This window comes from Pseudomonas sp. MF6394 (assembly GCF_002018845.1).
Lineage (GTDB): Bacteria > Pseudomonadota > Gammaproteobacteria > Pseudomonadales > Pseudomonadaceae > Aquipseudomonas > Aquipseudomonas lactis.
Window position 1 is genome coordinate 106404 of record NZ_MVOJ01000012.1, and the last position, 20486, is coordinate 126889.

Consider the following 20486-nt stretch of genomic DNA (forward strand, 5'->3'; position numbering starts at 1 on the left):
GTGACCCTGAGCCCTATGTCCACACCTCGACAATCCCTGACCCTGGCCTTGCTGCAAGCGCGCGAGGCCGCGATGAGTTTTTTCCGTCCTTCCCTGAATGAACACGGCCTGACCGAACAGCAATGGCGCATCATCCGCATCCTTGAACAGCACGGTGAGTTGGAGATCTATCAACTGGCTGAACTGGCCTGCATCCTCAAGCCGAGCATGACCGGCGTGCTGGTGCGCATGGAAGCGGCCGGCATGGTGCACCGGCGCAAGGCCGAACAGGACCAGCGCCGGGTGCTGATTACCCTGGCGGACAAGGGCAAGGCGAGTTTCGAGTCCATGAGCCAGTGCATGGAGGCCAACTATCAGCGTTTGCAGGATCAGTTGGGCGCAGAGAAATTCCAGACCTTGTTGGGGTTGCTGGATGACTTGAAGAACATCAAGCGATAAACCAACAGCTGAATCACCACCGATCAAAATGTGGGAGCGGGCTTGCTCGCGAATGCGGTATATCCGTCAATGAATCTGCTGACTGACACGCCGCATTCGCGAGCAAGCCCGCTCCCACAGGGGATATCAATACACTGCGCCAGTGGTGGTGGCCTGTGGAATATCTTTGAACTTCCCGGCCAGGCTTTGCAGCCCCCGCATCAACACCGTGGTATCGACCCCCACCGCCACGAACGTCGCCCCCAACTCGATATAGCGCCGTGCCAGGCGCTCATCGGCACTGAGAATCCCCGCCGCCTTACCCGCCTTGACGATACGCACGATGGCATCCTCAATCGCCGCCTGCACTTCAGGGTGCCCCGGGTTACCGCGATGCCCCATGGCCGCGCTCAAATCCGCAGGGCCAATGAACACCCCGTCCACGCCTTCGACGGCGGCGATGGCGTCCAGATTGGCCAGACCCTCGGCGTTCTCAATCTGCACCAGCAGGCACATCTGCGCATCGGCCTGGTCGAGGTAGTCGGTGATGCTGTTCCAGCGCGAAGCGCGGGCCAGGGCGCTGCCGACCCCGCGAATACCCTGGGGCGGGTAGCGCAGGGCGCGCACCAGTTCCCGGGCCTGGGCGGCGCTTTCTACCATGGGCACCAACAGCGTCTGCGCGCCGATATCCAGCAGTTGCTTGATCAGCGCCGTGTCGCCGATCACCGGGCGAATCAACGCCTGGCTGGGGTAGTGCGCGATGGCCTGTAGTTGCGCGAGCATGTCTCCCAGTTGATTGGGCGCATGTTCGCCGTCGATCAGCAGCCAGTCGAAACCGGCGTTGGCGGCCAGTTCGGCGCAGTAGGCGTTGGCTAGGCCCAGCCACAGGCCGATCTGTACGTCGCCGTTGTGCAGGCGTTGCTTGAAGCGGTTGACAGGCATGTCCATGACAGCACTCCTGGGTTCAGACGAAGCGGCAGGCAATCGAGCCGAGCAGGTCGTAATCGACGTGGAAGGTATCGCCAGGGCGGGCCGCGACCGGGCGGGTAAACGAGCCGCCGAGAATCACCTGGCCGGGCAGCAGGGTGACGTCATAGGGCGCCAGCTTGTTGGCCAGCCACGCCACGCCTTTGGCCGGGTGGTTGAGCACCGCCGCCGACACCCCGGACTCCTCGATCACGCCATTGCGATACAGCACCGCCGGCACCTTGCGCAGGTCGATCTCGGTGGGGCGCACGGCGCGGCCGCCGAGCACCACACCGGCATTGGCGGCGTTGTCGGAGATGGTGTCGAACACCTTGCGGGTGGCGTTGGTGTGGGGGTCGACCTGCTGGATGCGGGCGTCGATGATTTCCAGCGCCGGGATCACCCATTCGGTGGCGTCGAGTACATCGAACACCGTGCAGTTGGGGCCCTTGAGCGGCTTGCCGAGGATGAAGGCCAGTTCCACTTCCACCCGGGGCACGATGAAGCGCTCGAAGGGGATGTCGCTGCCTTCGTCGAAAAACATGTCGTCGAGCAGGGCGCCGTAATCGGGTTCGGTGATATTCGACGACACCTGCATGGCCCGTGAGGTCAGGCCGATCTTGTGGCCCTTGAGCGTGCGCCCGGCCTTGATCTTTTGCGCGACCCATTCACGCTGGACGGCGTAGGCATCCTCGATCGTCATGCCGGGGTAGTCGAGGGAAAACTGACGCACCTGTTCGCGGCTGCGTTCGGCACGGTCCAGGTGGGCGGCGGCCGCGAGGATTTGCTGGGAGTCGAGCATGGCAACGGTCTCTAGTGTGGGTTGACGATGGCGGCCTGGGTGCGCAGCACCAGCAAGCCACCGAGGGCGATAAACAGGGCAAGTACGTACAAGGCCAGGCTGGCGCTCTGGGTGGCGTCGCGCATCCAGCCGATCAGGTACGGCGCGAGGAACGCCGCGATGCTGCCGAACGAGCTGATCATGGCGATGCCCGCCGCCTGGGTGGTGTGGGAAAGAAACGCCGGCGGCAGTTGCCAGAACATCGGCAGCGCGGCACTGGCGCCCATGCCGGCGACCACCAGCCCGCTCATCACCAGCAGCGCATTGCCGGGCGCCAAACCCGCCACGGCGATACCGAGCGCCGCCATCAGCAGGGGCACGCACAGGTGCCAGCGGCGCTCGCGGTGGCGATCGGACGAGCGCCCGCAGCCGAGCATGAAGAAGCAGCCGGCCAGGTACGGCACGGCGCTGAGCAAGCCGACCTGGCTGTCACGGCCGATGCCGGCGCCGTGGATCAGGGTGGGCATCCAGAACGCCAGGGTATTGACCGCCAGCATCACCGCAAAGTACACAGCCACCAGCAGCCACACCTGCGGGTCTCGCAGGATGCCGCCGAACGAGGTGATGGTCTTGCGCTGTTCCTCGTTGCTCAATTGGGTGCGCAGTTGCTGTTTTTGCTCGGCAGTCAGCCAGTGCACCGACTCGAAGCTGTCCGGCAACCACTTGAGTACCACCAGCCCCAGCAGCACCACGGGCGCGCCTTCGATCAGGAACATCCACTGCCAGCCGCGCAGGCTGCCGACGTCGTGGAAGTTCTCCAGGATCGCCCCGGAAATCGGCCCGCCCAACACCCCGGCCATGGGCACCGCAATGGCAAACAAGGCAGTGACCTGGGCGCGACGGCGCGCCGGGTACCAGCGGTTGAGGAACACCAGGATCCCCGGGAAAAACCCGGCCTCGGCCACCCCCAGTAGAAAGCGCAGCACGTAGAACCCGCGCGCGCTCTCCACCCACAGCATGCCGGTGGAGATTAGGCCCCACACCACCATCAGGCAGGCGATCCAGCGCCGTGGCCCGACGCGGTCCAGGGCGATGTTGCTGGGCACGCCGAACAACGCGTAGGCGATGAAGAACAGGCCGGCGCCGAAGCCGTACACGGTGTCGCTGAAGTGCAGGTCGCTGCTCATCTGCATCTTGGCAAAGCCGATGTTGATGCGGTCCAGATGGGCAAACAGGTAACACACCAGCAACAAGGGCATCAGGCGCCAAGTCACCAAACGATGGGTGCGGTCGTGCTCGGCAAGCTGCAGGCTTGCAGTGGAATGGGCTGTGCTCATGGTGGTGTTCTTTTTGTTGTAGGAGCGAGCTTGCTCGCGAAAAACGTTAACGAAAACGCAGCGCTGGTGGTTCCGCAGTGCCTGGAGGTTTTTCGCGAGCAAGCTCGCTCCTACAGGGAGGCGGGGGCGTTTCAGCTTGCCGGGTTGTTCAGGAACGCATGCACATTGTTCTGCTTGAAGTTGAGCTGCGGGTGCAGCTCGATCATCTCGAACGACAGCGCCAACAAGCGCTGCGCCTGCAACTCGGCGAAGTGCTCGGTAATCACCGCGAACACTGCTTGGGCGACTGCTTCGCGGGTTACCAGGTCGCGGCCGTGGCCGACCTTGAGGGTCATGTGCACAAAGGCATAGTCGTGCTTGCCGTCGGCCATGCGCCATGTGTCCAGGCGCACGCCGCGACTGCGAATGCCGCCCAGCGGAAACACACCGCTGTCGCCCAGCACGCGGTGGACTTTTTCAAACAGACCGGGCAAGTCGGCCTGCGGTTCGAGGTTGTCGGTGTACTCAGCGATAAAGTGCGGCATGGGGCTCTCCCAGGGTTAAAGCGGGAAAATCGCGTTGATCTGGCCGGTGCCCGAACTGCCGAACGGCGGCGTGATGATCTCGGCCGGCTTGGCATAATCCGGCCCACCCAGCAGGCCCAGGAGCATGGCGGTGTCGTGCATCTTGCCTTCGCCAAAACAGTGTTCGGCGTAGTCGGGTAGCATGGCGCAGAACTCCTTGAAGCGACCTTGCTTCCACATTTCCACGACATGCAGGTCCACCTGCTTGTCGAATTCGCGGGTCCAGTTGTGGATATTCGCCTCAGCCTCGCGGTCGTCCGAGAACCGATGGGACAGCGAGCCGGAAGCGAGCACCAGCACCTTGCGGTCGCTCTTTTCAATCGCCCGGCGCACGGCGGCGCCGAAGGCGAAGCTGTCTTCCAGGCGATGCCAGGCGCACCAGGCGGCGATGGAAATCACCTTGAATTTCTCTGCGTCGGGCACCCCCATATGCATGTAGCGCATGGGCACCAGGGTGCCGTATTCCAGCTCCAGGCTCGGGATGTTATGGGCCATGCTGCGCACGCCGGCCAGGTTGGCTTCGGCGGCGATCAGCTCGCCCAGTTCGGGGCAGCCGGGGTAGGCGTAGTCCATGTTCTTGATGAAGTGCGGCAGCTCGTTGCTGGTGTAAGTGCCCTGGAACTGTTCACCGCAATTGACGTGATAACCGCTGTTGACCAGCCAGTGCACGTCGAACACCACCGCAGTGTCGGCCCCCAGTTCGCGGGCACGCCGGCCGATTTCCTTGTGCCCGGCAATCGCCGCTTCGCGACAGCCGTGATGCTTGCCGGGCAGTTCCGACAGGTACATCGACGGTACGTGGCAGATCTTCGCTGCCAGAACCACTTCGCCCATGATGACTCTCCTGAATAATTATTCTTGTATGGCCTGTGAGGTCCCTGTGGGAGCTGGCTTGCCTGCGATGGCATCGACTCGGTACGGCTGAACGACCGCGGTGTCTGCATCGCGGGCAAGCCCGGCTCCCACAGGAGGCTTGTTTGATCCTGGGCTACACGCCCCAGCGCGGAATGTGATGACTGCCCATGGAAATACACACGTTCTTGATCTCGGCAAACACTTCGAAGCTGTACTGGCCACCTTCACGCCCGGTGCCCGAGCCTTTGACCCCGCCGAACGGCTGGCGCAAATCCCGCACGTTCTGGCTGTTGATAAATACCATGCCCGCTTCGATACCGCGCGCCAGTCGGTGGGCCTTGCCGATGTCCTGGGTCCAGATGTAGGAGGCCAGCCCGTACTCGGTGTCGTTGGCCAGTTGCAGCGCCTCGGCTTCATCCTTGAACGGAATCAGGCACACCACCGGCCCGAAGATTTCCTCCTGGGCGATGCGCATCTGGTTGTTCACGTCGGCAAACACGGTCGGCTGGATAAACTGGCCGCGGCGGAGGTGCGCCGGCAAGTTGGCCGGGCGCTCCAGGCCGCCGGCCAGCAGCGTGGCGCCTTCCTCCAGGCCGATCTTGATGTAGCCGGTGACCTTGTCGTAATGAGCCTGGGTGATCATCGAGCCGACCTGGGTGTTCGGGTCCTGAGGGTCGCCGACGATCAGGCGCTTGGCCCGCGCCGCGAACTCGGCGACAAATCGTGGGTAGACGCTTTCCTGGATAAAGATCCGGCTGCCAGCGGTGCAACGCTCGCCGTTGAGGGAGAAGATCGTGAACAACGCAGCGTCGAGCGCGCGTTCCAGGTCGGCGTCTTCAAAAATCAGCACCGGCGACTTGCCGCCCAGTTCCATGGAGTACTTTTTCAGGCCAGCGCTCTGCATGATTTTCTTGCCGGTGGCGGTGCCGCCGGTAAAGGAAATCGCCCGCACGTCCGGGTGGCGCACCAGTGCATCGCCGGCGGTGGCGCCGTAGCCCTGGATCACATTGAGCACGCCGTTGGGGATCCCGGCTTCTACCGCCAGGCGCCCCAGTTCATTGGCGCTCAGCGGCGACAGCTCCGACATCTTCAACACCGCCGTATTGCCCAGCGCCAGGCACGGCGCGGTCTTCCAGGTGGCGGTCATGAACGGCACGTTCCACGGCGACACCAGCGCGCACACGCCTACCGGCTGGTACAGGGTGTAGTTGAGCATCTGGTCGTCCACCGGGTAGGTGTGGCCGTCCATGCGGGTGCAGACTTCGGCGAAGAAATCGAAGTTGTGCGAGGCACGCGGGATCAATACGTTTTTGGTCTGGTGGATCGGCAGGCCGGTGTCCAGGGTTTCCAGCTCGGCCAGGTGGGGCACGTTCTGTTCGATCAACTCGCCCAGTTTGCGCATCAAGCGTGCGCGCTCCTTGGCTGGCGTATTGGCCCACTTGGGAAACGCCGCCTTGGCCGCCGCCACGGCCTGCGCGACTTCTTCGGCACCGCCGCTGGCCACTTCGCCGATGGCCTCGCCGGTGGCCGGGTTGTAGTTGATAAAGGTGTCTTTGCTTTCGACCTCACGGCCGTTGATCCAGTGTTTGATCATGGTGCTCAAGCCTCTTTGCGCGCGGAGAAAAACTCCGTTTCACTGACAATACGGTTGACCAGGCGGCCCACACCTTCGACTTCCACCACCACTTCATCCCCCGGCACCACATCGGCCAGGCCCTCGGGCGTGCCGGTGGCGATCATGTCGCCCGGTTGCAGGGTCATGAAGCTGGACAGGTATTCGATGAGGTAGGGGATATCGAAAATCATGTCTTTCGTGCTGCCTTCCTGGCGCAGTTCGCCGTTGATCCAGGTGCGCAGCTTCAGGTTGCCTGGGTTCGGCACATCGGCCACGTCGACGATCCATGGGCCGACCGGGGTGGTGGCGTCGCGGTTTTTCACGCGAAGGTTGGGGCGGTAGTAATTCTCGAGGTAGTCGCGGATCGCATAGTCGTTGCACACCGTGTAACCGGCCAGGTAGTCCAGGGCGTCGGCGCGCTTGACGTTGCGCGCGGTCTTGCCGATGACCGCCACCAGCTCGCACTCGTAGTGCATGTAGGCGACGTTGTCCGGGCGCCAGGTGACCTGGCGGTGGCCGGTGTAGGTGCCCACCGATTTGATAAAGGCCAGCGGTTCGGTCGGCGGTGTAAAGGCCAGTTCGGCGGCGTGGTCGGCGTAGTTCAAACCCAGGGCGAACATGTTGCCGGTGGCGGGTGGCAGCCATTGCACCTGGTCTTCGGCCAGCAACCGCCCATCCTCCAGGCGTACGCTGCAGTCGGCTTGCACCAGCACGTTGTGGGTTGCACCTTCAAAACGGATACGTGCGCGCTTCATGCTGATGCCTCTGCTGCAATGGTGTTGCTCAGGCGGCCAATGCCGGTGATGTCGACCTCGACCTGATCGCCTGGCTGTACATCCACGCGGCCGTCCGGGGTGCCGGTGATCAGCACGTCGCCGGGGTACAGGGTCATGAACTCGCTGATCTCGGCGATCAATTGCGGAATGTCCCGTACCCAGTCCGCGGTGGAGCTTTCTTGGCGCAGCTCGCCATTGACGAACAGCTTGAGGCTCAGTTGGTTGGGGTTGGCGACTTGATCCCGCGCAATCACCTGCGGGCCCAGGGCGCAAAAACCATCGCGGCATTTGGCTTTGACGGCGGGGCGGTAGTAGCTGTCTTCCGGCAGGCTGAATTCATTCACCACCACATACCCGGCCACATGGGCCATGGCGTTCTCCAGGCTGACACGGCTGGCGCGCTGGCCGATTACCACGCCCAACGCCGGGCCCGGTTGCAGGCGTTCGCCCGCAGGCTGCAGCACGACGCCGCCATGGCCATTGCGGGTGTTGGGCGTCTTGATAAATAGCACCGGCTTGGACGGCGGCTTCTGGTAGGGCGCCTGTTGGAAGGCGGCGAGATGCTGGTCCAGCAGGCCCTGGAAGTTCAGCGCAACGCCGAACAGGGTGCCGCTGGCAACATCATGCAGGGTACGGCTCATGCGTTTCTCCTGGCGGTGACGACGGCTGCATAGGCAGTTCGTTAAGTTGTTAACGTTATAATTAATATGTTAACTACCGTCAAGCGTGGCACACTGCGCTGGCCTCACAACAACAAGAAGAGAGCCCCGTGAAGCCGATCCCCAACATCAACATCGGGCAGGTCTACGACCAGCGCTACAGCGATGCCGAGGTGCATTACGACAAGCTTGGCAACCTGGCGGGTTTTTTCGGGCGTAACATGGCGGTGCATCGCCATGACCGGTTTTTCCAGGTGCATTACGTCAAGAGTGGCGCGGTGCGTGTGTATCTGGATGACCGCCAGTACGTTGAATCGGGGCCGATGTTTTTTCTCACGCCGCCTACGGTGGCTCACGCTTTTGTCACCGAAGCGGATGCCGATGGGCATGTGTTGACGGTGCGCCAGCAGCTGGTATGGAGTTTGATCGACGCCGATCCCAGCCTTGCCTCCGGTGCGGCCTGCGTGGCCTTGACCGGGGATGCCGAGGGGCTGGAGCAACTCTTCGAGGCACTGTGCAGTGAGATCAACGCTGAACGGGCAGGGCGCGCCGCCGCCCTCGACAGCCTCACAAAGCTGATCATGATCCGCCTGCTGCGACTGTGCGCCCACGCCCAGCCGGCACGCCCGACAGCCCATGAAGACCTGCGCATCTTCCATCGTTTCAACGAGCTGATCGAAGCCCACTACCTGGAACATTGGCCGTTGGCGCGTTATGCCGAAAGTATTGGCGTGACCCAGGCGCGGCTCAATGAAGTGTGCCGGCGCATTGCCGACCTGCCCTCCAAGCGCCTGATCCTGGAGCGGCTGATGCAGGAGGCCAAGCGCCTGCTGTTGTTTACCGGTAGTTCGGCAAATGAAATCTGCTACCAACTGGGGTTCAAGGACCCGGCGTATTTCAGCCGGTTTTTCTTGCGGTATGCGCAGATGACGCCGGGGGAGTATCGGGTACGGCAGGCGGGGATGCGCTGATAAGGGGTCGGACAAAAAACGCAACGTTGAGGAATTGGCTGATAGTGGTCCGTTAAGTGAGAAGGATGGTGTTACCTGTCGAGCCGGAACCTTTCCCCCCGCCTGGCCACGCAAGAGGACTTGTTCAGTGCCGGGTTCGGCAGTGGCAGTGGGCAAGTAGTGCTAGACAGTTTGCGATTATCCTCTTTCGATCAAATGAGACGCCCTACCATGCTCACGCACACTCAGCCTGCTTATTCTCCTGCGCACTCAACGTTTACATCGCCTGGTAAAACCCGTGATCAGGCAGTGACAGATCGACCCAATCACTTTGGTAAATTACCGGCACATTCTCCGATTGGCCCACGTGTTAACTCAAACCGGGACGCAGAGCTGGGGGAGCTGTTGAAGTTGTTGGGTACATTAGTGGTGTCACTTAAAACCTGGATGAGCAGGGAGAATGAGGCGCCGAAACCACAGCCACCCGTTACGGCTTACCCAATTCCACTTGTGAGCTCACCGCACAGGCCGCTGGTTAATACCGTGCCTGCACCGGACACCGTTCCAACCATGAGGCGTGAGTGGAAAGAACAATTGGCACCGTTCATAAACCGGTCGAACCTGGCCAGTACCCGTAACGCGTTGGATACCGAACTTATTGAGATGTTCTCAGATAAAAACTATGAGCCAATCACTGCGTTTATGTCTGAAAAACCCAAAGGTCAAAAGCCTGACGATCTGCGCAATGGGTTGCGTGCCACGTATGAGAACTTTCCTTATCTGGGTGCTCTGGGCCGAGAGGAGCACGTGGCCGCGATCAAGGTTGCCATGGCCACGTTCGGGCAAAGCCCAGCCGGGATTTTCAAGCACGTCGCCAAACATGGTGACCACTATGACGTGACGATGCGAGACGGCTTCAAGCTGACAATCACCGTTGAAGAACTTGAACTGGCGGCCAAGGCGGCAAAGTTCAGTGGCGGCGATGAAGGCATGGTCAAGGATGCGCAATTTCTGTTTGCTGTGATGAGCAAGCGTCAATACCGGGAGCTTGAGCGCGACAGCGCAACGGACCCCTTCATGAGCCTGTACGGCAAAGACAGTGCGTACCACGCCCATCGCACTTATCCCGGTGTGCTGTCGGGGGCCGGAGGCGGCATCGACGGTGATACGGCGCTGTCCTATCTGGGGCTTAAAGAACATCTGCAGGTCATCGATGCCCGTGCATTGGGCACGCAGGTCGGCGTGCCATTGGACAAGGGCGCACGAAACAAGAACGGCGTGATTATTGAGGGCGTGATGGAGGGGCAGTTATATAACACGCCAGTTTCACCGTCATTGAAGGTGGTCACGCTTCGCGGGTGATTTACAGTATTTAGTGAATAATAGGGGTTATTCAACATGTTAGTGTCTTCTGTTAACACTGCTGCTTTTGGTCATGCCAGGGCAAGCGACGCCGTCACTTCTTCACGTGTTTTGCCCTTCGCCAACGCCTCTGCCCCGACTGGAACTTCTGAACAACTCAGTCGCCTGGTAGGCGAACTGGAGCGTTTGTTGGCGCTGTTATCTGTGCGGTTAAAACCTGAAGTCAATTCAACACCTTTGCCTGCGCAGGTTTCCGATAACCGCACCATCAGACGTGACGAGTTCTTGAAAGGTACGCCTGCAAATACGGGTATCAAGCCTGGTGATATTTTCAAAGACTTTTACCAATTGGCCGAAGGTAATTGCGTGACGATATCTGCGATTAAAGCCGCGATGATGAGGTTCGGCCATAACCCTCACGGTATTTACAAAACCATTGAGGCCACCGATAGCGGCTATCGCATTGTCATGCGCGATGGGTTCAAGCTGCACATCACCCATGACGAACTGAAGCAGGCCAAGGCCGGCGCCAGCTTCGGCACCGACCGGCCCAACGATGTTCTGGTCAATGCACAGTTTTTATACGCTGTCAGTGCCAAACGCGCCTATCTTGAAAATAATGACGGGGAGGCCAACAAGAGCTTTGCCGCCGCCATGCTCAGCCTCAATGATGGTGAGTACCCGGGGCAGGCGTTGCGTCGCCTGGGCTTGAAAGACTTCGTTGCGCCCGCAACCCTTCAGGACTTCCTCAACGGCGCCATCGGCACGGTCAACAGCGGGTTTCATTCGATGGCCGCTGTGGGCGGCTTCGTGGACAGTTATGGGCACAAACAGCCATTGGATAACCGCGACGCGAACCGTTACGCCGCGGCTGGGCTCAAGTTGCTCTAACGCGCAGCCGCCAGGTTTGGCCACTCACTCCACGCACCACCCAGCGCCGTATACAGATTCACCTCGGCGACCAACTGCGCCAGTCGGTCCACAATCAGCGCCTGTTGCGCGCTGAACAGCGAACGCTGCGCATCGAGGAACGTCAGGTTGCTGTCCACGCCGCTGCGGTAGCGGTGCTGGGCCAGGTTGTAATAGGTCTGGTTGGCCTCGACGAAATCCCGTTGCGCCGCCAGTTGGTCGTTGAAGGTCTGGCGTGCGGCGAGGCCGTCGGCCACTTCCTGGAAGGCAGCCTGGATGGATTTTTCGTACTGGGCCACGGTGATGTCTTTTTGCAGCTTGGCGTAATCGAGGCTGGCGCGCAGGCTGCCGGCGTTGAAGATCGGCAGGTTGATCTGCGGCTGGAAGGTCCAACTGCCTGAGCCGCCCTTGAACAGCCCCGACAGCTCCTTGCTGGTGCTGCCGGCGTTTGCCGTGAGGGTCACGGAAGGAAAGAACGCAGCACGGGCCGCACCGATATTGGCGTTGGCCGCCTGCAGTTGGTATTCGGCCTGGAGGATATCCGGGCGGCGTTGCAGCAGGTCGGAGGGTAAGCCGGCGGGCACGCGGGCGACCAGATCGTCGGCCAGCGGGCGCGCAGGCAAGTGTTCATCCACCGGGCCGCCCACCAGCAGGGTTAGGTTGTTGAGGTCCTGGGCCACCTGGCGCTCATAGCGGGCCACGCTGGCGCGAGTGCTTTCCACCGCTGTGCGCGCTTGCACCACGTCCAGCGCCGAGGCTTTGCCTGCGCTTTTACTGCGGCGGGTCAATTGCCAGCTGTGGTCGTTGGCCGCCAGCGTTTGCTCCGCCAGGGCCAGCAGTTCCTGATCGGCCCGCCAGGTGAGGTAGGCATTGGCGACGTTGGCCACCAGGCTCAATTGCGCGCTGCGCCGCGCTTGTTCGCTGCCCAGGTAAGTGAGCAGCGCCTGTTCGCTGAGGCTGCGCACGCGGCCGAACAAATCCAGTTCATAGGCGCTCAGCCCCAAGGTGGCGGAATAGCTGGAGGTGATCGCTGACTTGCCGGTGCCGGTCACGCTTCCTGGCAACTTCTGACGCTTGCCGGTGCCGGTGGCGGAGATCGCTGGGAACAAATCCGCGCGCTGGATACGGTACTGCGCCTGGAACGCCTGCACATTCAGGGCTGCCACCCGCAGGTCACGGTTGTTGACCAGTGCATCATCAATCAGCTGTTGCAGCGCTGGGTCGTGGAACAGCTGCTGCCAGTCCGGGTTCTGCGCCAAGTTGCCAGCCTGCGCCAGGCGGTAGACACCGCCTTGGGGGTACTGCGCAGGCGTCGGCGCCGCTGGCTGCTGGTACTCGGGGATCAGCGAGCAACCGCCGAGCATCCAGGCCATGCCGAGGGTGCACAGCGTCTGTTTATTCATCAGGCGCCCACCATCCATTTGGCCAGGCCATGTCGGCCGCTCACGCCCAGCTTGGCGGCGGCGCGCTTGAGGTAGGTCTCGATCGAGCTGTTTTTGACGCTGAGTTTCTGTGCAATTTGCGGCACGGTGCCGCCGGTCAGCAGGCCCAGGCACACTTCCTGTTCCCGCGCCGAAAGGGTGATGTCGCTCAAAGACAAGCGCTTGTAGAACTCACGCTGCAACTGCGATTGTTCCAGCAGAGTATGGGCGGGCTCTGTCTCGGCATGCGGCGCCTGGCGCAGGCACTGGGCGTGCCGCTCCATCAACGGCAACAGCGTGTCCGACAGGCACTTGAGAAACGACAGCTCAGCCAGGGAAAACCCCTGCTGGGTCGGCGGGCGGTAGAACGAAATCACACAGCGTCGATTGCCTTGGCGTGATACCAGGTTGCACTGGTGCGAGGTGCCGCGCGGGTGCGCGCTGTTGGCCTTGGCGTTCATCTGGATCAGCAGCGGATCTTGCATGTGCAGCATCTGCCGCAACAACGGGTGGTCGTTCAGCGCATGCAAGGTCTGGGGCACAGACAAATCCTTCTTCACCCCGGCGCTGCCCAGTAGCTTGATGTCCAGCACGCGGTCGCGCAGTTCATCCAGGGTCCACTCGCTGAGGTCCACCAGGTGAATTGGTACCCACTTGCCCACCAGCTGCAACATGGTGGCGGCGAAATGTTCGTCGCCGCTGTTTGAAATCAACTCGCCCATTTCGGCATAAAAAAGCGGGCCGCATGTGTCGCCAATACTTGAGGTCAGACTCATAGCCATCTCATCCTTGATGTCGAAAACCGTCAACGGTTGCCCAGGGCCTGCGCAGGGCGCTCCGTACTGCTTGAACGTAACTCGGCGTTCGAGATGTTATTTAGCCATAGGGATTTGTCCTACGTATGTAGCGGAAACGAGGGACACAAGCTGCCATAAAAACTGCGCCATTAAACCGACGTTTCTCGTGAATTAAGCCGGCTACGTACAGGCGTAAGTTATTTTTAGGCTTGGTTAACTTATTGATGTAAATGATGAATTTATAAAATAAAGAGGTTGCCAAGAGGCTCGAGATGGATTCGATGTAGCCAATCTCCTACAACGCTTTAATCGTTTCAGTCATGAACCTTCCACCAAGGCCTATCCATCCATTTGAATGTCCGGGTTTCGGGTGTCAGACACCCCTGGGCGCCCATGCTCAAATCCGGCCACTTCGGTGTAATGGGCCACCTCTGCGCGGCCAGTGCCTGACCTCCATGAGAAGGATCTTATGCAGCATTCCTCCAGCCTGCCGGCCCGCTTCCCCCTCACTGGCCCCCAACAAGACATTTGGCTCGACCAACTGCGCGTGGGCGACTCGCCGCTGTACAACATTGGCGGCTACCTGGATTTTGCCGGCACCGTCGAGCCCGAACGCATGCAGCGTGCCGTCGCACTGTTGGTGGCACGTCACGATGCACTACGCACTCAACTGCACACCGACGCCAATGGCCTGCCTGGGCAAACATTCGCCCCTGAGCTGAGGGTGGAAATGGCGCTGCATGATTTCTCCGCGCTGCCTGACCCATCGGCGGCAACCCAAGCCTTGATGCAGGCGCAAATGGGCCGGCCCTACGCCCTGAGCGGCGAACCACTGTGCCGGTTTTTCCTGGTCAAACTTGACGATGATCACTACCGCCTCGGCACCCAGGCTCATCACCTGATCCTCGACGGCTGGGGCTTCGGCCAGATGCTGCAATCCCTCGCGCAGCTCTACAGCGCCCTGGAGCATGGGCGCGACACTGAGCCGCTGGCGCCGTCCTACATCGACTTTATCGACACCGACCAGCGCTACCTGCAATCGGCCCGCTACGCCCGCGACCGCGACTATTGGCTGGGTAAATACCAGGTGCTGCCCGAACCACTGCTCACCCCCAGGCACAACGCCAAGACGTCGAGCAACACTTGGGTGCAAGGCTTCCCGGTGCAGTTGCAGCGCCGCATGGAGCAGGTTGCCAACCACTACCAGGCGTCGGCCTTTCATGTGTTGCTGGCGGCGATGTATGTGTATTTCACCCGCACCAGCCAACGGCAGGAATGGGCGGTGGGGCTGCCGATACTCAACCGCTCCAACGCGCGCTTTCGCGCCACTGTGGGCCTGTTCACCCAGGTCAGCGCGGTACGTTTTGCGTTCAGCGAGGGCGTGTCTTTCGGTGCCCTGGTGCGTGGCATTCGTGATCAGCTCAAGCAGGACTTTCGTCATCAGCGCTTCCCGTTGAGTGAGATGAACCGCGAGTTGGGCTTGCGCCGAACGGATCGCGGGCAACTCTTTGACGTGTCGGTATCGTTCGAGCAGGACGACCACGATCTGCGCTTCGGTCAGGTCCAGGCCCGCGCGATCAAGGTTTCCAATCAGCATGAAGCGCTACCGCTCGCCATTCACCTGCGCAGCCATCGTTACCAGGACAATGCCTGGCTGCATTGCGTCTACAACGAGGCGTATTTCCAGGCGGGCGACGTGCAGGCATTGGCCCAGCGCTTCATCGGGCTGCTGGAACAGGGGCTGGAAGATACTGCGCTGCCCATCGGTGAGTTTTCCATGCTGTTGCCCCAGGAGCAGGCCCGATTGCAGCACTGGAACGCCACTGCGCAGCCCAACGCCACGCCGCAAACCCTGCACCAGCGCATTGAAGCCCAGGCCGCACGCACGCCCCACGCTATTGCGGCGATGTATCAGGACCGCGCACTGAGCTACACCCAACTCAACCGCCAGGCCAATGCACTGGCCCATCAACTAGTGGCGCTCGGTGTACAGCCCGATGACCGTGTTGCGATCCTGGCTCGGCGTGGCCTCGACACCCTGGCGGGGCTGTTGGCGATCCTCAAATCCGGCGCCTGCTACGTACCGCTCGACCCGGCCCATCCCGCCGAACGCCTGGAGTACCTGCTGCACGACAGCGCGCCCGTGGCCATCCTGACCCAGCACGATTTACGCCAGCGCCTGCCCGTCTCGACGGTACCGGTGATCGCCCTGGAGCCTGGCAATGCGTCCATCGATAGCAACCCTCAAGTCGCAGTCACGCCGTCGAACCTGGCCTATGTGATTTATACCTCGGGTTCCACCGGCTTGCCCAAGGGCGTGATGGTTGAACATCACAGCGTGTCGAACCTGGTGGACTGGCATTGCCAGGCTTTCGACCTGCACGCGGGCAGCCACACCGCCAGCGTCGCCGGCTTCGGTTTTGACGCCATGGCCTGGGAGGTCTGGCCGGCGTTGTGCGTGGGCGCGACCTTGCACCTGCCACCGGCCCAGGAGGGCGCGGAAGATATCGACGCGTTGCTTCACTGGTGGCGCTCGCAACCGTTGCAGGTGTGTTTCCTGCCCACGCCGGTGGCCGAATATGCGTTCAGCCAGGGGCAGGGGCATCCCACCTTGCGCACCTTGCTGATCGGCGGCGACCGCCTGCGCACCTTCACCCAGGCACAGACGTTCGCGGTGGTGAACAACTATGGCCCCACCGAAGCCACCGTAGTGGCGACCTCGGGGCGTGTCGAGGTGGGCCAGCCGTTGCATATCGGCGCGCCGGTCGCCAATGCCCAGGTCTACCTGCTGGACGCGCAACAACGCCCGGTGCCGATTGGCGTGGCGGGGGAGTTGTACGTTGGCGGCAAGGGTGTGGCGCGGGGGTACCTGAACCGTCCGCAACTCAGTGCCGAACGTTTTCTCGACGACCCTTTCAGCGGCGCTCGCCTGTACCGCACCGGCGACCTGGCGCGCTGGCTGCCAGACGGCAATCTCGACTACCTGGGGCGCAATGACGACCAGGTGAAAATCCGTGGCATGCGCATCGAACTGGGAGAAATCGAGTCGGCCCTGGCCCGCCATCCGGCGCTTCAGGATGCAGTGGTGCAGTTTCGCGACGGGCAATTGTGGGCGTGGTTTGTGCCACGTCAACCTGTGGAAATCGAAGCACTGCGCACCCACCTGCAAGCCTCGCTGGCGGACTACATGCTGCCCGCGGCTTACGTGCGCCTCGACGCGTTGCCCCTCACCGCCAACGGCAAGCTCGACCGCCGAGCCTTGCCGGCGCCGACCCAGGACGCCTTTATTACCCGTCGCTTCGAAGCGCCACAGGAGGGCGTGGAAACCACACTGGCGCAGATCTGGTCCGAGTTGCTGAACGTGCAACCAGTGGGTCGCCACGATCATTTCTTCGAGCTGGGCGGGCATTCGCTGTTAGCGGTGCAGCTGGTGCAGCGCATGCGCGAGGCCGGCCTGCGCGCCGACGTGCAGGTGCTGTTCGGCCAGCCCACCGTGGCGGCGCTGGCGGCGGCGTGTGTTGGTCACGAACAGGCGGTGCCGGCCAATCGAATCCCGGCCGGTTGCACCCATATCACCCAGGACTTGCTCGCCCTGGCCGAACTCGATCAACCCAGCCTCGACCGCATCGTCGCCGGCATCCCCGGTGGCGCCGCCAATGTGCAGGACATCTACCCGCTGGCGCCGTTGCAGGAAGGGTTGCTCTACCACCACCTCACCGACGCGCACGACCCGTACCAGCAACAGGCGCTGTTCAGTTTTGCGCACCGCGAGCAACTGGAGGCCTTTGCCAGTGCCCTGCAACAGGTGATCAATCGCCACGATATTTTGCGCACCAGCCTGGTGTGGGATGCCCTTGAACAACCGATGCAGGTGGTGTGGCGCCAGGCGCAGCTGCCGGTTGAACCGCTGCGCGAACCGGCGCAACCCCTGGACTTGCGCCAGGCGCCGCTGATGGCCCTGGATTACGCCGAGGAGCCCCAGCACCAGCGCTGGGTCGCCAGGTTGCGCTTTCATCATCTGGTCAACGATGCCACGTCGACCACGCTGCTGATGGACGAGATTCGTGCCCATCTGTTGGGCCAACAGGCACAACTGCCGGTGCCTGTGCCTTATCGCAACATGGTCGCGCAAGCCCGCTCAACGGCTCGCCAGGCGGCGCACGAGGCGTTCTTTCGGGAGCGTCTGGCGGATGTCGATGAGCCGACGTTGGCGTTCGGCCTACAGAAACGTCAGGCCCTGCGTGCCGAGACCGAAGAGGCGCAGCGCTCGCTCAGCGACGCGCTCAATCTGCGCCTGCGCAGCCAGGCCCGAGCCCTGGGGGTCAGTGCCGCGAGCCTTTTCCACCTGGCCTGGGCTCAGGTGCTCAGCCGAGTCGCGGGCCGCGAAGATGTGGTGTTCGGTACCGTGCTGCTCGGCCGCTTGCAAGCCGGTGAGGGGGCCGAGCGGGCCTTGGGCATGTTTATCAATACCTTGCCGCTGCGCCTGCGCCTGGCCGGGCAAAGCGTGGCGGATGCGCTGCACGACACTCACGCGCAACTGAGCGCTTTGCTCGCCCACGAACAAGCGTCCCTGGCGTTGGCCCAGCGTCGCAGCGGCGTGCCGGAACTGTTCAACAGTTTGCTCAACTATCGTCACACCTCAGCGGACCCTGGGCTGAACCTTGTGCCGGGCATTGCCTTGCTTAGCAGTGAAGACATCCTCAGTTACCCATTGATGCTCACGGTGGACGACATGGCCAGCGGCTTCCGGCTCAAGGTCATGGCCCCGGACACAGTGGGCGCTGAACCTGTCTTGAGCTACTTCGACACCGCGCTGAACGGCCTGCTGGACGTATTGGAAAGCACGCCGGATATGCCGCTGCGCGGTGTGCAGGTGCTGCCCGCGAGCCAATTGCGTACTCTATTGGTGGACCTCAACGCAACCTCCACCGACTCCCCACACACGCTGACCGTGCAAGCGCTGTTTGAAGCCCATGCGCGGCGAATCCCCGATACCATCGCCGTGCAGGCGGGTCAGCACGCATTGACCTACCGCCAACTCAACGAACGTGCCAACCAACTGGCGTTTCACTTGCGTGAGCACGGCGTACAGCCTGACTCGCGAGTGGCGTTGTGCGTGGAGCGCGGGTTGGACTTGGTGGTGGGCTTATTGGGAATTCTCAAGGCGGGCGGCGCCTATGTGCCGCTCGACCCAGGTTACCCACGCGAGCGCCTGGCCTACATGCTCACAGACAGCCAGCCAGTGGCACTGTTGGTACAAGCTGCCACTCGCGAAGGGGTGGGCGATGTCTCGATCCCGCTGATCGACTTCGACCACTGCACCTGGAATCAGGCACCGATCGACAATCCAAGCGTGCCAGGCTTGAGCGTCGCCAACCTCGCCTATGTGATGTACACCTCGGGCTCCACCGGCACGCCCAAGGGCGTGATGATCGAGCACCGTGGCCTGGGCAACCTGTTGCATTGGGGCTCGCAACTGTGCCCGAACGCCGGAGGCGGCGCCTTGTTGCAGCGTGCGCCGTTCAGCTTCGATGGATCTGTGTGGGAGCTGTTCTGGCCGTTGAGCAACGGCATGCGTCTGGTGTTGGCGAGGCCCGATGGGCACCGTGAACCGGCGTACCTGGCCCAGGTGATTCGTGAGCAGCAGATCAGGGTGATCCAGTTCGTGCCCGCCATGTTGCAGCAGTTTCTGGACCTGGACGAATCGGCCCTGTGCACCAGCCTCACCGATATAGTGTGCGGCGGCGGTGAACTCACCGCCGCCCTGGCCCGTGGCGTGCAGGCGCGCTTGCCCACGGTGCGCTTGCATAACGTGTATGGCCCCACCGAAGCCACGGTGGACAGCTGCGCCTGGACCCTCGAACCCGGCGCGCCGGTGCCCGCCTTGCAACTGCCGATTGGCCGACCCATCAACAACACCCGCCTGTATGTGCTGGACGCCCATGATGCGCCGGTGCCCATGGGTATCAGCGGCCAACTGCACATCGGCGGCCTCGGCGTTGCCCGTGGTTACCTGGGCTTGGAACAGCTGACCGCCGAACGCTTTATCGACAGCCCTTTCGTGCCCGGCGACCGCCTGTATCGCACCGGCGACTTAGTGCGCTACCTGCCCGACGGCAATCTTGAGTTCCTTGGGCGTAATGACTTCCAAGTCAAACTGCGCGGCGTGCGCCTGGAGCTGGGCGAGATCGAAGCTCGCCTGGCGACCCACCCGGCGTTGCATGAGGTGGCGGTGCTGGTTCGCGATGAGCGCCTGGTGGCCTACTTCACCCTGCGCGGCCAGGCGCCGAGCCTGCAAGCCTTGCGTGACCATGTGCTGGAGCACCTGCCGGAATACATGGTGCCGGCCGCCTTCGTGCAACTCGACGCACTGCCCCTCAATCCCGCCGGCAAACTCGACCGCAAGGCCCTGCCGGCACCGGGGCTGGAAGACGTCCTTAGCCGAGCCTACGAAGCGCCAGTGGGCGAGGTGGAAACCCTGATGGCCGGGATCTGGGCCGAGGTGTTGAAGCTCGAACGGGTAGGGCGCCATGACCACTTCTTTGAACTGGGCGGGCACTCCCTACTGGCAGTGAACCTCGTCGCCCGTCTGCGCAAAGCCGGGCTGGACGTGGACGCGCGCACCCTGTTCAGCCAGCCCACGCTGGCGCAACTGGCCGCAAAAACAGCGGCGCAGGCCCCGTGTGTAGAAGCGCCCCAAACCGCCATCCCCCAGCTCAACCGCCGCCGAAGGATTTAGCTTAGGCACTGCGATCCAATCTGGCGTGCCTGCGATGGCCATAGGTATCTACACAATTTAGAGCCGGCGCGGGACCTGTGGCGAGGCAGCTTGCTTCCGTGACGGCCCCGGCGGCCAGCGCATATCTACCTGACACACCGCTATCAAACGGTGGGAGCGGGCTTGCTCGCGAAGGCGGCCTGCCAGTCAACACAGTTGGACCGGGTACATATCCGTTATTTAGGTAACGGCCACCTAGGGTTCCGCCCTGACGGCGGGTCACTTTGGAAAAGCCCCAAAGTAACCAAAGGGCTCTTGCCCCACCACTCGGCACCTCGCTTGGGCTCGGTGTGCCCGAAC

General features: G+C 62.1%; 15 protein-coding genes. 5 read left to right on the forward strand and 10 right to left on the reverse strand.

All coding sequences use genetic code 11. From position 1 onward, the window contains the following. The first annotated feature begins 15 nt into the window (after positions 1-15). Entirely contained in the window at positions 16-438 is a 423-nt protein-coding gene (gene hpaR / locus MF6394_RS14720; RefSeq protein ID WP_044269224.1) for a homoprotocatechuate degradation operon regulator HpaR, read from the forward strand. 126 nt (positions 439-564) lie between these two features. Here hpaR and hpaI read toward each other — a convergent pair whose 3' ends face one another. The 8 genes from hpaI to MF6394_RS14760 all read right to left on the reverse strand — a co-directional run bounded on the left by hpaI (position 565) and on the right by MF6394_RS14760 (position 7951). Further along, positions 565-1365: a 4-hydroxy-2-oxoheptanedioate aldolase gene (gene hpaI / locus MF6394_RS14725; RefSeq protein ID WP_078466946.1), complete on the reverse strand. Its 801-nt coding sequence runs from the start codon at positions 1363-1365 to the stop codon at positions 565-567. Between the two features lie 16 nt (positions 1366-1381). Further along, on the reverse strand, positions 1382-2185 hold the full coding sequence (gene hpaH, locus MF6394_RS14730; RefSeq protein ID WP_044269222.1) for a 2-oxo-hept-4-ene-1,7-dioate hydratase: 804 nt from the start codon (positions 2183-2185) through the stop codon (positions 1382-1384). A gap of 11 nt (positions 2186-2196) precedes the next feature. Further along, a complete protein-coding gene (locus MF6394_RS14735; RefSeq protein WP_078466971.1) occupies positions 2197-3501 on the reverse strand; it encodes an MFS transporter in 1305 nt (434 codons plus the stop codon). 131 nt (positions 3502-3632) lie between these two features. Further along, positions 3633-4025, reverse strand: a complete 393-nt coding sequence (locus tag MF6394_RS14740) for a 5-carboxymethyl-2-hydroxymuconate Delta-isomerase (protein ID WP_069558478.1) — start codon at positions 4023-4025, stop codon at positions 3633-3635. A gap of 15 nt (positions 4026-4040) precedes the next feature. Then, on the reverse strand, positions 4041-4898 hold the full coding sequence (gene hpaD / locus MF6394_RS14745) for a 3,4-dihydroxyphenylacetate 2,3-dioxygenase (protein WP_003192392.1): 858 nt from the start codon (positions 4896-4898) through the stop codon (positions 4041-4043). A gap of 154 nt (positions 4899-5052) precedes the next feature. Further along, positions 5053-6513 (reverse strand): 5-carboxymethyl-2-hydroxymuconate semialdehyde dehydrogenase, encoded by a 1461-nt coding sequence (hpaE, locus tag MF6394_RS14750; RefSeq protein ID WP_078466947.1) that lies wholly within the window; start codon positions 6511-6513, stop codon positions 5053-5055. A gap of 5 nt (positions 6514-6518) precedes the next feature. Then, entirely contained in the window at positions 6519-7289 is a 771-nt protein-coding gene (locus MF6394_RS14755; RefSeq protein ID WP_044269219.1) for a fumarylacetoacetate hydrolase family protein, read from the reverse strand. After that, on the reverse strand, positions 7286-7951 hold the full coding sequence (locus tag MF6394_RS14760) for a fumarylacetoacetate hydrolase family protein (RefSeq protein ID WP_078466948.1): 666 nt from the start codon (positions 7949-7951) through the stop codon (positions 7286-7288). The genes MF6394_RS14755 and MF6394_RS14760 overlap by 4 nt, the downstream gene beginning before the upstream one ends. Positions 7952-8079: 128 nt before the next feature. On the opposite strand from MF6394_RS14760, the gene hpaA reads away from it, so the two are divergent. The 3 genes from hpaA to MF6394_RS14775 all read left to right on the forward strand — a co-directional run bounded on the left by hpaA (position 8080) and on the right by MF6394_RS14775 (position 11172). Then, complete coding sequence (hpaA, locus tag MF6394_RS14765) at positions 8080-8940, forward strand: 4-hydroxyphenylacetate catabolism regulatory protein HpaA (RefSeq protein WP_069558474.1); 861 nt, start codon at positions 8080-8082, stop codon at positions 8938-8940. Positions 8941-9462: 522 nt separating this feature from the next. Further along, positions 9463-10281, forward strand: a complete 819-nt coding sequence (locus MF6394_RS14770; RefSeq protein ID WP_238597292.1) for a type III secretion protein — start codon at positions 9463-9465, stop codon at positions 10279-10281. A gap of 36 nt (positions 10282-10317) precedes the next feature. Beyond that, positions 10318-11172: a hypothetical protein gene (locus MF6394_RS14775; RefSeq protein ID WP_238597293.1), complete on the forward strand. Its 855-nt coding sequence runs from the start codon at positions 10318-10320 to the stop codon at positions 11170-11172. On the opposite strand, the gene MF6394_RS14780 is transcribed toward MF6394_RS14775, so the two are convergent. Both MF6394_RS14780 and MF6394_RS14785 read right to left on the reverse strand, forming a co-directional pair. Beyond that, positions 11169-12593 carry an efflux transporter outer membrane subunit gene (locus MF6394_RS14780; protein ID WP_153046012.1) on the reverse strand — a complete coding sequence of 475 codons (1425 nt, stop codon included), beginning with the start codon at positions 12591-12593 and terminating at the stop codon, positions 11169-11171. The two genes, MF6394_RS14775 and MF6394_RS14780, sit on opposite strands and share 4 nt — an antisense overlap. Next, entirely contained in the window at positions 12593-13387 is a 795-nt protein-coding gene (locus tag MF6394_RS14785) for a helix-turn-helix transcriptional regulator (protein ID WP_047711242.1), read from the reverse strand. Before MF6394_RS14785 ends, MF6394_RS14780 begins: the two co-directional genes overlap by 1 nt. Before the next feature lie 490 nt (positions 13388-13877). Between MF6394_RS14785 and MF6394_RS14790 the strand changes: the two genes are divergently transcribed. Continuing rightward, positions 13878-20147 carry a non-ribosomal peptide synthetase gene (locus MF6394_RS14790; RefSeq protein ID WP_078466951.1) on the forward strand — a complete coding sequence of 2090 codons (6270 nt, stop codon included), beginning with the start codon at positions 13878-13880 and terminating at the stop codon, positions 20145-20147. Positions 20148-20486: the final 339 nt, after the last annotated feature.